The sequence below is a fragment of the Pseudomonas sp. GL_139_B genome (genome assembly GCF_057834475.1).
In genome coordinates, this window is record NZ_CM174403.1 from 3,875,939 (window position 1) to 3,888,883 (window position 12,945).

The window sequence follows — 12,945 nt, forward strand, 5'->3', positions numbered from 1 at the left end:
TGTTGAATTATTTCGCCGACCGCCGTACCTTACTGGAATCGGTCCCGTAATCAAGAACAAATATAAGGAGTTCGCATGACTGACTGCCAGAAGATGTTCGTGCCGTCCTACCCGCTACCAGCGGGCAGAACCGGCCTTTTCACTGCATTTGAGCCAGGTACCCGAACACTGAAGGCAGGCTTTCAAGTTGCACCGCCATTCCGGCCACTGCCTGTCGACATCGTCTTCGAGAAGGACGTGGCCGTGACCTTGCGCGACGGCGTGACCATCTACGTCGACGTCTTCCGTCCCGCAGGCACTGAGAAAGTGCCCGTGATCGTAGCGTGGAGCCCCTATGGCAAGGGCCAGGGCACGTCCATGAGCGTGATGGGCGTCTTCGGTTTGGTCGGACTGAGCAATTCAGTCGTCTCCGGTCTCGCCAAGTTCGAGGCGCCGGACCCGGCCTACTGGTGTGCCCACGGCTATGCGATCTGTAACCCCGACATCCGTGGCGTGGTGGACTCTGAAGGCGACAGCGTGTTGTGGGATCGCCAGGAAGGCCGCGACTGCCATGACCTGATCGAATGGCTGGCCGAACAGTCCTGGTGCACCGGCAAGGTCGGTATGAGCGGCACATCCTACCTCGCCGTTTCGCAATGGTTCACCGCGGCCGAGCAGCCTAAACACCTGGCAGCGATCAACCCTTGGGAAGGCGTCAGTGATGTCTACCGCGATCTGGTGATGCGCGGCGGCATGCCTGACACCGGCTTCACCCGCCTGCTTCAGGAAGGCAGCTTTTTCGGCAAGAACCAGAAAGAAGACGTCTTGTCCGAGGCGCAGCGCTACCCGCTGATGAACGAACTGTGGGCCAACAAGATTCCCGAATTCGAGCGCATCAAGGTGCCAGCCTTTGTGGTCGCCAGTTATTCCAACACGCTGCATACCGCGGGCACTTTCCGCGCCTGGCGGCGCCTGGCATCGCCAGACAAATGGCTGCGCATCCACAACAGCCAGGAATGGCCGGACTACTACGACGAAGCCAACGTGGAAGATCTGCGCCGTTTCTTCGACCGCTACCTCAAGGACCTCGACAATGGCTGGGAAGCCACGCCCCGCGTGCGCTACGCGGTTCATGACTTCCAGGGTGGCGACCAGGTCAATGTGCCTGCAGATGCTTTCCCGCCGAAGGAAGCGATTTCCACCAAGCTGTACCTCGACGGCGCCGCACGCATTCTCGGCCCTGTCGCACCCACCAATGAGGTGCCTGCGGTGTATGACGTCGGCATCAACCCCGATGTCGTTTCCTTCATCACGCGCTTCGACAAGGAAACGGTGATGGTGGGCTATCCCAAGGCGCATCTCTGGGTCGAGGCACGGGGTGCCGATGACATGGACCTGTTCGTGCTCATCCAGAAGCTTGATAAATACGGATCCCCCTTGCAGCAGTTCACCGCGCCGAACCAGAGCGCCAGGGTGCATGACCTCACCGATCACGGTGCCACTGTCCTGCGCTACAAAGGTTCGGATGGACGCTTGCGGGTGTCGACTCGTCATCTCGACGACAGCTTGACCACTGACGATGTCCCCGCCCACAGCTTCGACCGCGTGGAGAAGCTTGCGCCTGGCGAAGTGGTGAACATCGAAATCGACCTGCTCCCCATCGGTTTGGCGTTCCACCCAGGTGAACAACTGCGCTTCATCATCAGCTCGCGCAACCTCTCGGGAACGCTGATGCCTGGCATTGCCGAATATGTTGGCGCCAACAGCGGGCAGCACGTGATTCACACCGGTGGACAGTACGCCTCCTATCTGCAACTGCCGATTATGACGGATTAACAGGGCCCAGCCCGGCGGCAGATTGATAGACCGACTCGGCGCTGTTTGCAGCTGCGAATGCGCTGAGCCGCCCCATGCTCAAGCTTCAGGACATATCCATGAACAAATCTCCAGCACACTCCCTCAGCCCTGTTTTGACCGGTGTTTTTGCCGGCCCGATTGCCGGGCTGAAATACCAGACACCGACACTTTCCGGTGTGACCACGGACAAGGGCGAATTCCAGTACCGGGCCGATGAGGCCATTAGCTTTTTGATCGGTGGCATCGTTTTGGGCGCCATAGAGGCCGCGCCGCGCCTGAACCTGGCGCAACTCGCCAACCGCGTGGACGGCAAGATCGACAAGCTGCTGGACCCGTCGGTAACCAACCTGGCGCGCTTCGTCCATACTCTGGATCAGGAAGGCAGCATCGAGTCAGGGGTGAAGATTGCAGCCGTGGTGCACGAACTCATCGGCTCGGCACCGATCAACTTCAGCCCGCCTGTGATGCCGATGGGCCAAGGCGGCGCGGGCGACTTTGCCAACGATCCCACCCTCCTCCTGATCCTCGAAACGCTCAACGCCACACCCGGTGTATTCACTGCGAAAACGCCACGTATTCTGTGCGATGCCGCCACCAGCCGTAACGAATTACGGCGCAATATCCGCGGTATCATCAAGATGACGGATGTGCGCATTCCACTACGCGATGGCTCCTACGTCTGCGCCGACGTCTTCCGTCCGGCGGACCCGGGCCAATACCCGGTGGTGATGAGTAAGGGTTTCTACGGCAAGAGCTTTTATCACGACTGCATTTGCAACGACGCCGACGCCGTGCGCAAGGAGGAGATGGAGGATCGTTATTTCTCCGGCAATCCGGATGGCGCCCAGTATGAAAACCACGAGACCGTCGACACTTCGGTCTGGGTGCCGGAAGGCTATGTGTGTATCCGCGTCGACGCGCGCGGCGTGTGCAAGAGCCCGGGCCTGCAGGCGCCTTTCAGCGTGCAGGAAGCCGAGGACTACCACGACGCCATTGAATGGGCAGGCACTCAAGCCTGGTCCAACGGTAATGTCGGTCTGTGGGGCATGTCTTACCTGGCTATGGCCCAGCACAGCGTGGCCAGCCTGCAGCCTTCGCACCTCAAGGCGATGATTGCGCAAGGTACCGATGCCGACATCTATAACGAAGCGCTGTACGGAGGCGGTATCTTCGGCGCCGGTTTCTGGAACTGGTGGCATAAGGTCTGGTCCGGTAACAACCACTGCGGTGACCGCCCTGAAACCCCCTGGATGGCCCGCGTGCTGGCCACCCCGTTCAACGACCCCGAGGCCTATGGCCCACGCGGCAGCATCTTCATGATCCCAGATATGAGCAAGGCCACGGCTCCGGTGTGGATCGTCGGCCCGCAGGTGGGCGCCATCATCCATCAATTGGGCAGCAGCGAAACCTACATCCGCTCCACCGCTTCCAAGGCGCGCAAGTTCGACTTCACCGATGCCTGGTTCCCGGGCTCCTACAGCAACAAGTCGATCGCCGAACACATGCGCTACTTCGACTACTGGCTCAAGGGCATCGACAACGGCGTGCAGGACGAGGCCCCGGTGCGGGTACAGGTTCGCACCGGCAACGGCGCCCATTTCGTCCTGTATGAAAACGAATGGCCGATTGCGCGCACCGAATACCGCCGCTGGTACCTCGATGCCCGGCCTTCGGACTGGCAAAACGATGAGCGTCGCCCGGACATGCTGCGCATCAGCGAAACCGTGCCGGCCGAGCAAGGCAGCGCCGGGTACGACGCCCATCTCGACCTTGGTACGCCCACTCTTGCGCCTGCGGGCTCCAGTGACGGCACGCCGCGCTGGTCGACGGGTATCTCCTTTGTCAGTGAGCCGATGAACGAAGACATGGTGCTCGCTGGCTACATGAAGGTCGGTCTGTGGGTGGAATCGTCCAGTGCGGACATGGATGTCTTCGTGTCCCTGCGCGTGCTGGATGAGCAGGACAGGGAGATACGCTACGAATCCGTGGTGCTTCCGGTGGACCCGGTGCACATTCACCCGGTGGGCCATGGTCTGTTGAAAGTGTCGCGGCGCAAGCTCGATGCCGAACGCTCGACCGAGTACTGGCCGGTGCATACCCATCTGGAAAAGGACTGCGCACCATTGCAGAAGGGAGAAATCGTGCCGGTCGAAGTCGGGCTCAACCCCAGCACCGCTTTGATCCGCAAAGGCTGCCGCCTGCTGGTGGATATCCAGCCCTACGCGCCGGCGGGGGTGCCGGTTCGTGCCTATGACAAGAGCTATCACGTCGATGCCGTGAACCGGATCTACACCGGGCCGGAGCACCCCAGCTACCTGCAGCTGCCTATCGTTCCCTAGACGATTCCAGCGGCAACGATGGTGTCCACCTGGCAAATGGGGTGGACACCCTCTGATCAACCAGTGCCAACTGCACCGCTGTTGCCCGGCAACAGCGTGTGCTGGATCGCCGGGGCGAGCATCGCCACCAGCGTCTCCCGATTGGCCGAGACAAGTACCGGCACGCCTATGATCTGTCGCCCGGTCACCAACCCCACGAGCATGGATAACGCAAGGCCCGCCCGCAGGCGCGCGTCCGGCCCAAGGGATTCACTGCCCCCCGTCATCAACCTGGACTCGATGTAGTCCCGCAGATGTTGACGCGCCTGCTCGTTGACCATCGCATTCCTGAGCATTGCCATGAGCGGCTCCGACTCCTCGGGCGCCCCCTCCCACGCCTGTAGGAAAGCGCGAACGACCCGCTCTCCCAACTGGTTGTCCGTGCCCTCGAAAACCGCGCCCAGCTTTTCCAGGGCCGACTCCGGGATATTCATCACCGCCGCAAACAGCTCGTCTTTCGAGCGAAAAAACTGCATCACCATGGACACGTCAACGCCGGCATCGGCTGCCACGCGCCGCATCGTGGTCGCCGCAAATCCATCGCTGGCAAAACGGGCACGCGCAGCGTCCAGCACTGCCTGCCGACTGCTGCCCGAGCCTTTACGCCGCCCCGTCCTGATTTCCCGGGTTGCCGCTGAGCCTGGTTCTTCTGTGTTTTTCATGGCACCGACGCTTCCTGTTCTTCGTTGTTTCGCGATGGACAAAGGTTACACCCAATAACTCAACACGTGTTGAGTTTCTGATTTTTAAGACCTACACTCGCCTCGCTGCACTGAGCAAGACCAAGATCTGCACCACAAGAGGACCTCTTCATGAGCGATACCCCGCAGACGTTTACTCACGCCCACCTGCTGCCGGTTGAAAACACCGGGAACGAATCAAGCATGCTGCAAACAGGCATTTTTTCCGGGCCGGTGGCTGGCCTCAGATACCAGACCCCTACCCTCAGCGGGCTGACGAACGAAAAGGGTGAGTTCCATTACCGCGAGGGCGAACGGATTGCCTTCCTTGTCGGCAACACCTCGATCGGTTCTGCACTCGGCGCCCCCCGCATCAACCTCGCAGAAATAGTCAGTCGCGTAGACGGCAGCATCAACAAGTTGCTCGATGCGGGGCTGACCAACATTGCACGGTTCCTGTGCTCGCTTGACCGCGATGGAAATCTGGACGGCGGCATCGCCATTAACCCTGCAGCACACGAAATCATTGGCAAATATCGCATCAATTTCCGCCACGACATTTCCTTTGCCGGCCTTGCCCTGAACCCCGTTCTCGAGTTTGAACAAGACCCCTTGATCGCAACGCTGCTCGCCGAGCTTTCGGCCGCCCGCGTGTTCACCGATCGCACACCGCGCCAACTTTGTAATGCGGCGACTGCACGCAATGAAGTGCGTCGAAATATTCTGGGCATCCTGCGTTTCAAAGACGTCAGGATTGCCCTGCAAAACGGCCTTTACGTGTACGCGGATGTGTTCCGTCCGGCCAAGGAAGGCAAGTTCCCGGTGATCATGAATTGCGGTCCCTATGGCCGAGCGTTCTATCATCATTCGATCGCAGACGACGCCGGGTTCGATGCCCATGAAGAAATGGAGGAACGCTACTTCCACGGCAATCCAGAAGGGCAAGTGTTCGAGAATCACGAAACTGCCAACACGGTGGATTGGGTGCCCCACGACTACGTACTGGTGCGTGTCGATGGTCCTGGCTCGGGCAAGAACCCGGGAACACTCGCGCCATTTGGCATCGAGACGGCCGAGGCATTTCGCGATGCCATTGACTGGGCGGGCGTGCAGCCCTGGTCCAACGGCAATGTCGGGCTGTGGGGCATGTCGTACTACGCGATGAGCCAACACGCCGCGGCAAGCCTCGAACCGCGGCATCTGAAAGCGATGATTGCCATCGGCACCGATGTTGATCTGTACGATGAGGTTGCCTATACCGGCGGCATCCTCAACGAAGAATTTTTCACCCACTGGTACAAGGCAGGCGTGCTGGCTGCCGTGTGCGGTGAACCCAATGCCGTCGACTTTATCGGGATGCTCAAAGAGGCCACGTTCAGGGACTCCGACACCACCGTGGCATTCGGCCCCAGATCGACGATCCTGATGACTCCTGACATGAGCAAGGTCAAGGTGCCGCTCTGGGCCATTGCCTGCACCACCCACATGGCGCACTTCCATCAACTCGGCAGCAGTGAGGCGTATCTCGCTACGAACACGACGTCCAGAAAGATCGACTTCTGGGAAGACTGGTTCACCAAAGCTTATTCGCGAACCGCTATCGCCGATCATCGGGCGTTCTTCGACCATTGGTTGAAAGGGATCGACAACGGCATCATGGACACGCCGCCAGTGCGCCTGGAGATTCGCAGCGGCAATGGCGCCTCCTGGATTCAGGAGGAACATGAATGGCCGATTTCAAGGACGACCTACCCCCGATGGTACTTCGACGTCACGCCATCGGACTGGCAGGGTGACGAGTATCGCGATGACTTCCTGCGCCTGTCGCAGGCGCCTCCGGCTGTCGATGGCCAAGCGGATTACTCTGCAGAAATCCCGTTGGCGCTGCGCACGGGCATGCCGCCCTGCTTTCTGCCCGTCAAGCCGCCTTCGGTACAGGAAATCTGGAAGACCGGCATCTCGTTTATCAGTGATCCGGTGACAGAAGACATGGTGTTCGCCGGTTATGGCAAGGCCAGGATGTGGGTGTCCTCCACCAGTGAGGACATGGACATCTATGTCAGCCTGCGGGTACTCGATGAGACCGGCCGCGAGGTCGACTACGCCGGGCCGACCACAATGGGCATGAACGTGCCCAACTACCCACTGGCAAAGGGCTGGCTGAAGGTGTCACATCGCAAGGTCGATGCAACGCGTTCGACCCACTACACAGTCAAGCACACGCACCTCAAGGCCGACTACGCACCGCTTGAAAGCGGCGAAGTGGTGCCGGTTGAAATCGAGATCATTCCCAACACAGCGTTGATCCGCAAGGGCTACCGCCTGCGCGTGGACATTCAGCCCTTCGACGGCGTCGATCACGGCCCCCGGCACGGCTATGACGGTGCCTACCACGACGGCGCACGCAACACGATCTACACAGGGCCGGATCGCCCGGGCTTTATCCAGTTGCCCATCGTTCCGGCGAAGGGCTCGTAAGTCTGCCCACCGTCACTTGAGCAATACCGAATATTGATTCGATAGCCACATCGCGGGCTCGTCAATGCACGAGGCCGCGAGTCGAAAGTCCCATGTCCAATAACAATGAGTACAGGAGATAACCATGACCCTCGAAGAACTTGCCGCGCGCACCGAAATCCACGATGTCCTGCTGCGCTACTGCCGTGGTCTCGACCGGATCGACATGTCACTGGTACGTGGCGCCTTCCATAAGGATGCCTACATCCATTTTCCGGAAAGCCTGCACGTCGGAGGGGCCGAAGGATTCTTTCAGTTCCTGACTGACGAAATGCCACGATTCAACCGCACCCAGCATTTCCTCGGCAACAGCCTGGTCGAATTCGATGGCCCCGAGATCGCCTATGTCGAAACCTATCTGCAAGCTGATCACGCCGCCTCGGAGCGGCATCACTGGAAAGGCGATACGGTTAAGTTATGGGCGCGATACTTTGACCGATTTGAACGTCGCGACGGTGTCTGGCTGATCGCCGAGCGTCGTCTGATGGTCGACTTGATGTACCGCTATCCGAGGGGCAACTGGTTTGACGACCATCCGGATGCTTCCGGCAGCCCGCGTGACGGGACTGACCGGGTACTGCGCAAGGTAGCCGGTTTTTCCGGTACCCCGATGGCAGATAAATCACTCGCAGACGCCTGACCGCGACCGCCAGGGGGGCAACGCCCCTCTGGACCCATTTTTCATTGCAGCCTGCGAACGGCCTGGTGCTTGCCTGACTGAAAACTGCCCAGCAGCTTGATGTGCTCCTGGGTGACCTGCTCGATTGCACTGATCGCTGCCAACATCAGTTCGGAAGGCGTTGGCCGCGCCGGCTGCACCAACAGTAGCTCCAGCGTCAGGCCCGAACCGGAAAAGGGGTTGAGCCTGAAGTCCCGCTCCGCCGGGTCTGCACTGAAGTCGTGAACGAACAGCAGGCCAGGAAGAATCGCCATCCATTCGCTCTGCCTGATCAGGTCGAGCGTCGCCAGCACGGCGTCGAGCTGATAACAAGGGCCCGGCCCCGACATTGCCTCCATCTGCGAACCGATCCACTGCGCATACTCGCGGCTGTCAGGCGCCAGCAGCTTGTGGCCCGTCAGCTCGTCGAGCTCAATGAACTCGCCATGCTCGAAGCCACTTTCATGGGTATTTGAGGTGACCAGAAACGCAGGTGTAGCGGCAAACACGGTCGTCGCCAGATCCGCCGGTGGCTGCGAAATCGACGGAATGATTGCAAAGTCGAGTTCGCCGGCCCGGACCATGTCGATCAGCATGTTGCTGGGTGCGTCGATCACAGCGATAGAGGCGTTGGGGTTTTGCGACATCAGGCGCAGATAGGCCGGCGCGAGCTGATAGGTCGCCAGTGTCGGAGTTACCCCGAATCGGACTTCACCGGACAGGCCCTGCTCAAAACTGTCCAGCGCCAGCAGGGCTTTTGAGTTGGCCGTCAGCAACTCCAGGCAATACTGGTAAAACAAGGTACCCGCCTCGGTAGGCTCCACACCTTTCTGGCGGTCGAAAAGCTGCACGCCGAGCATCTCTTCGATCTGCTTTACGTGCTGGGAGATGCCCGACTGAGTGGCGAACTCACGAGCCGCCGCCGCGGTGAACGATCGTGTCTCGTACACCGCCACGAACATTTGCATCTCCCGCAGACCGGGCAACGAGTCATTCATGGCGCGATATCTCATTGAAGGCGGACGACGGATCGACGCTTGACGACTGTTCGCCATGGGCGATACGAATCGGGATCGCGTTGATATCTTCGGTGGCCTTTCTCAAAAACTCGATGAAGTTCTCGGCAACCATGGACAAGGGCTTGCGCGCCGGTTCCACCAGCAGCAGATCGTCCCAGAGGATAGGGTCGGCCAGCGGATTGAGGGTAAAGCGTCGGCGCCGCAAATCATCGGCGATGAACAGGCCGGAAATAATGGCGGTCCAGTGGCTGGAACGCACCAGATCCATGCAGCCGAGCATGGACTCGAACCAGTTGAGCCGTTGTACGACCTCAACCTTGTGATCGATCAGGTACTGTTCCAGCAGCGGCCGTCGTCCGATGGGCAGAACCAGATGCAAGTCCTTGATGTCGCTCAGGCGGACCGGCTCGCAATGCGGCAAGCCAGAATTTGGTGAGGAAACAAGGAACGCCGGTGTTCTTGTGAACAACGAGGTGCTCAACCCGAGCGCGCCACCACCTTCGTATGACATGCGCTGCGTGATGGCGAAATCCAGCATTCCGCGGCGTACCGCGGTCGCAATCACGCTGCCGGCACCTTCGGTAAGATGCACGGAAACGTTGGGGTAAGCCGCTTCGAAAGCCTGGAGTGCCCGGCTGAACACCGAGCGGGTCATTGTTGGAATCATGCCTATGCGAAGTGAGCCGCCCGACGGCTCTGCGCGGTGGCCGACGGCGTTACAGGCGCTTTCATGCAGGCGCAGCAACTGCACACATTGCTGGTAATAAGCATGGCCAGCTGGAGTGGGAACAATCGCGCGGTCCCGGGCAAAAAGCCTCACGCCCAATTGAGTTTCCAGCTGCCGCACGTGCGCAGACACGCCGGACTGCCCCAACCCTTCGCGGCTGGCGGCTACAGTGAATGAGCCTTCCTCGTACACGGCAACAAACATGCGGATGTGCATCAACTTCGGGAGCATCATGCGCTGGATCGTCTCTTTTTATTTCTTACTGAGCGGAATCGACAATTTATAGAAGGTTCGTACTCTATCCATATCGGGAATGGCTTGCCAGCTCTACTCAGTGCGTCGAGCGGGATAGAGGTAGACGGCCTGGACCTCGGTGTCCAAACGTATGAAACGGACAGCTCAAGTGGAGACCGGAGGCATGGAACGCTTCTCGAAACGACGGCAAGACTGCGTACACTTGCCGATCCTGTGCTGCCCCTTGCGCATCCCGGGACAGGAAAATGACGCGGCAGGCTGCTTTTCGTTTTAACTGGTTTTCATCATGCCGCCATCGACGGCGAGCAATTGACCGGTCATGAACTGCGCGTCCTCACTGGTCAGAAACAGGATCGGCCCGACGATATCATGCGGCACTGCCATTCTTTTAAAAGCTTGTTGATTGACAAGGTTATCGCGTACCGCATCGGGTAAATGACTGGTGCCCGGTGTCGCGGTCAGTGCTGGCGCGAGGGCATTGACGGTAATTAAGTCCTTGCCCAAGTCGTTGGCAAGCCCTCGGGTAAATCCAATGATGCCCATCTTGGTTGCCATGTAATGGCTGACACCTACGGCGTTGGTGACGATCGATGTCGAAGAGACATTGACGATACGGCCCCAATGATTCTCTCGCATCATCGGCACGAAGACTTTCGCGCTTAAAAACATGCTGTCCAGATTGATTTCAAACGTCCGCCGCCACGTTTTGTAGTCCATGTCATCGAAATGCACATTGGGGTAGATCCCGGCATTGTTCACCAAGATGTCGCAGCGACCATATTCCTGCTTCACAACCGCGCCAGCAGCGATCCAGTCTTGTTCGTTACTGACATCACAATGAATGGCGATGGCCTTGCCACCGGCCTTCTCGATCAGATTGCAGGTCTGCGAAAGATCGGCGATATCCAGCAGCGCCAACACGGCACCGCGCTGCGCGAGTTGAACCGCCAGTTCCTGGCCAATGCCTTTTGCGGCACCGGAAACTACGGCGACGCGATTTTTATGGGTTTGCATAATTTCTTCACCTCTAGCGTATGCAGATTCGTGTGAAAAGTCCCGCGTGTGACTGCTCATACCTCTGATCTCCAGATGATGCTGGACATTCCACCATCTACCGCAACGTCAGTGCCGGTGATGTAGGACGCTCGGTCGGACGCAAGAAAGAGCGCGGTTTCGACAATCTCTTCCGCTCGGGCCGGCCGGCCAAGTGCCGCATGCCGCCACAGTGGTCGCGCTGACGGTAAGCCATACTCATCCAGTAGCGCAGAGGGAAGCGCGTCTGGATTGGCAACCAGTCCTGGACTGATACTTACAGAACGAATGCCATGGGGTGCGCCTTCGGCGGCAAGCATGCGTGTGAGCGCCAGTACCCCCGCGTTAGCCACACCATGCGCAACGGCAGGAAAGCCGGAAAGCTCAAGATGGCCGGCAATCGATGCCACGTTCACTATCACGCCTTTTTTCTGGGCCAGCATCTGCGGCCAAACCGCGCGAGCGGCCACATAGGCGATCGTCAGCTCGTTGCGAATCGTGTAATTCCAATGCTCAATCGAGGCGTTTTCGAAAGGTGCAATGGTGACGCCCGCGGCGTTGTTATAAAGGACGTCGATTCGCCCCCAGCGCGATACGGCTTCATCGGCCCATCGCTGCGCATCCAGGGGATTGGCCAGATCGAGAGGCTCCAGCGAAAAAATCTCGCCACCCTCCGCCCTCACCAGCCTGCAGGTTTCTTCAGATCGCTGGATTGCGATATCGCAGCCGAGCACCTTCGCGCCTTCCCTGGCAAACATCTGGGCAGCTATTCGCCCCATACGCCCGCCGGTTCCTGAAATCAGCACTACCTTGTCTTTGAACTCGGCCATCGCAGCGATCCTGTACCTGTAGAAACCACACTTTCAAAGGCGCGCCGAATCTCGTTCGGCGCTAACCCGATCAGCCACCAAAGCGCGGTTCCGGTAGCCCTTTCACCCCCAGGCCACGGATGGCGAACAGACTCCCGCGCATCTGATTGTCACCCGGATAGCGCGGCAACGGCGGCTTGGCCATGGACGTGACAAACAGCGTATCCAGGTCCGGCCCGCCAAAATTGACGCTGGTGACCTTTTTCACCGGCATCTCGATGACGCGATCCAGGCTGCCGTCAGGCGCGAAGCGGCACAGCTTGCCCGCGTAGACCTGGGCGTTCCAGAGGAACCCTTCGGCGTCGACTGTCGAGCCGTCGGTGGTTGTCGTCGGGGTGAAACCTGCCTTGGTAAAGGTGCGACGGTTGGCGATGGCGCCGGTTTCCAAGTCGTAGTCATAGGCCCAGATTTCACCGGAGAAAGTGTCCGAGAAATAGAACGTCGACCCGTCCGGGCTCCAGCACGGACCGTTGGAAATCGCAAAGCCCGAGTCGAGTGTGTGCACCGACAAATCGGGATCGACCCGAAACAGCGTGCCGTCGGCAAAACCCTCGCGGGTGTCCATACTGCCGACGATAAAGCGCCCACGGGCATCGACCTTGCCATCGTTCAGGCGGTTGTGCGGTTTGTCAGCCTCGGGGTTGACGATCAACTGCGTCTCGCCCGTGTCGAAGTCGAGGAAGTGAAACCCCGAGCCCAGCGATACGATTGCCCCGCCATCGCGACGCAGCGCCATGGACCCGATGGTGTCGGGCATTTCCCACGTACGAACCTCGCGGCCGTCAGCGGTACAGCGAAAGACGCGACCGCCGACCACGTCGATCCAGTACAAGCGCTGCTCCTGCACGTCCCATACAGGACCCTCGCCGATGGTCGTCTTTACATCGACCAGAACTTCGATCTGCATGTTATCTCCTGGAATCTATTGAACTGGAATGAGGCAATCCGCAGCTGAACCGCAACGTTGAAGCAGA

At 59.3% G+C, this 12,945-nt stretch carries 10 protein-coding genes; 4 read left to right on the plus strand and 6 right to left on the minus strand.

What is annotated here, in order from left to right:
- The first annotated feature begins 75 nt into the window (after positions 1-75).
- Positions 76-1,815: a CocE/NonD family hydrolase gene (locus tag AC3ISI_RS17570; protein ID WP_489333081.1), complete on the plus strand. Its 1,740-nt coding sequence runs from the start codon at positions 76-78 to the stop codon at positions 1,813-1,815.
- Positions 1,816-1,913: 98 nt separating this feature from the next.
- Positions 1,914-4,175, plus strand: coding sequence for a CocE/NonD family hydrolase (locus AC3ISI_RS17575; protein WP_489333082.1), 2,262 nt, complete (start codon positions 1,914-1,916; stop codon positions 4,173-4,175).
- A gap of 56 nt (positions 4,176-4,231) precedes the next feature.
- On the opposite strand, the gene AC3ISI_RS17580 is transcribed toward AC3ISI_RS17575, so the two are convergent.
- Positions 4,232-4,876, minus strand: coding sequence for a TetR/AcrR family transcriptional regulator (locus AC3ISI_RS17580; RefSeq protein WP_489333083.1), 645 nt, complete (start codon positions 4,874-4,876; stop codon positions 4,232-4,234).
- A 150-nt stretch (positions 4,877-5,026) separates the two neighbouring features.
- On the opposite strand from AC3ISI_RS17580, the gene AC3ISI_RS17585 reads away from it, so the two are divergent.
- Both AC3ISI_RS17585 and AC3ISI_RS17590 read left to right on the plus strand, forming a co-directional pair.
- Positions 5,027-7,372: a CocE/NonD family hydrolase gene (locus AC3ISI_RS17585; protein WP_489333084.1), complete on the plus strand. Its 2,346-nt coding sequence runs from the start codon at positions 5,027-5,029 to the stop codon at positions 7,370-7,372.
- 124 nt (positions 7,373-7,496) lie between these two features.
- The gene (locus AC3ISI_RS17590) at positions 7,497-8,051 is read left to right on the plus strand and encodes a nuclear transport factor 2 family protein (RefSeq protein WP_489333085.1); all 555 of its coding nucleotides are present in this window, start codon (positions 7,497-7,499) and stop codon (positions 8,049-8,051) included.
- A gap of 41 nt (positions 8,052-8,092) precedes the next feature.
- On the opposite strand, the gene AC3ISI_RS17595 is transcribed toward AC3ISI_RS17590, so the two are convergent.
- The 5 genes from AC3ISI_RS17595 to AC3ISI_RS17615 all read right to left on the minus strand — a co-directional run bounded on the left by AC3ISI_RS17595 (position 8,093) and on the right by AC3ISI_RS17615 (position 12,878).
- Positions 8,093-9,067, minus strand: coding sequence for a LysR family transcriptional regulator (locus AC3ISI_RS17595; protein ID WP_489333086.1), 975 nt, complete (start codon positions 9,065-9,067; stop codon positions 8,093-8,095).
- Positions 9,060-10,049, minus strand: a complete 990-nt coding sequence (locus AC3ISI_RS17600; protein WP_489333087.1) for a LysR family transcriptional regulator — start codon at positions 10,047-10,049, stop codon at positions 9,060-9,062. Before AC3ISI_RS17600 ends, AC3ISI_RS17595 begins: the two co-directional genes overlap by 8 nt.
- 291 nt (positions 10,050-10,340) lie before the next feature.
- A complete protein-coding gene (locus AC3ISI_RS17605; RefSeq protein WP_489333088.1) occupies positions 10,341-11,144 on the minus strand; it encodes an SDR family NAD(P)-dependent oxidoreductase in 804 nt (267 codons plus the stop codon).
- Complete coding sequence (locus AC3ISI_RS17610; RefSeq protein ID WP_489333089.1) at positions 11,141-11,932, minus strand: SDR family NAD(P)-dependent oxidoreductase; 792 nt, start codon at positions 11,930-11,932, stop codon at positions 11,141-11,143. Before AC3ISI_RS17610 ends, AC3ISI_RS17605 begins: the two co-directional genes overlap by 4 nt.
- A gap of 70 nt (positions 11,933-12,002) precedes the next feature.
- Positions 12,003-12,878 carry an SMP-30/gluconolactonase/LRE family protein gene (locus AC3ISI_RS17615; protein WP_489333090.1) on the minus strand — a complete coding sequence of 292 codons (876 nt, stop codon included), beginning with the start codon at positions 12,876-12,878 and terminating at the stop codon, positions 12,003-12,005.
- Positions 12,879-12,945 lie beyond the last annotated feature (67 nt).

Coding starts and splice junctions, on each gene's coding strand:
- AC3ISI_RS17580 (WP_489333083.1), bottom strand. CDS start 4,876: ATGAAAAACACAGAAGAACCAGGCTCAGCGGCAACCCGGGAAATCAGG.
- AC3ISI_RS17595 (WP_489333086.1), bottom strand. CDS start 9,067: ATGAATGACTCGTTGCCCGGTCTGCGGGAGATGCAAATGTTCGTGGCG.
- AC3ISI_RS17610 (WP_489333089.1), bottom strand. CDS start 11,932: ATGGCCGAGTTCAAAGACAAGGTAGTGCTGATTTCAGGAACCGGCGGG.
- AC3ISI_RS17575 (WP_489333082.1), top strand. CDS start 1,914: ATGAACAAATCTCCAGCACACTCCCTCAGCCCTGTTTTGACCGGTGTT.
- AC3ISI_RS17570 (WP_489333081.1), top strand. CDS start 76: ATGACTGACTGCCAGAAGATGTTCGTGCCGTCCTACCCGCTACCAGCG.
- AC3ISI_RS17600 (WP_489333087.1), bottom strand. CDS start 10,049: ATGATGCTCCCGAAGTTGATGCACATCCGCATGTTTGTTGCCGTGTAC.
- AC3ISI_RS17615 (WP_489333090.1), bottom strand. CDS start 12,878: ATGCAGATCGAAGTTCTGGTCGATGTAAAGACGACCATCGGCGAGGGT.
- AC3ISI_RS17590 (WP_489333085.1), top strand. CDS start 7,497: ATGACCCTCGAAGAACTTGCCGCGCGCACCGAAATCCACGATGTCCTG.
- AC3ISI_RS17585 (WP_489333084.1), top strand. CDS start 5,027: ATGAGCGATACCCCGCAGACGTTTACTCACGCCCACCTGCTGCCGGTT.
- AC3ISI_RS17605 (WP_489333088.1), bottom strand. CDS start 11,144: ATGAGCAGTCACACGCGGGACTTTTCACACGAATCTGCATACGCTAGA.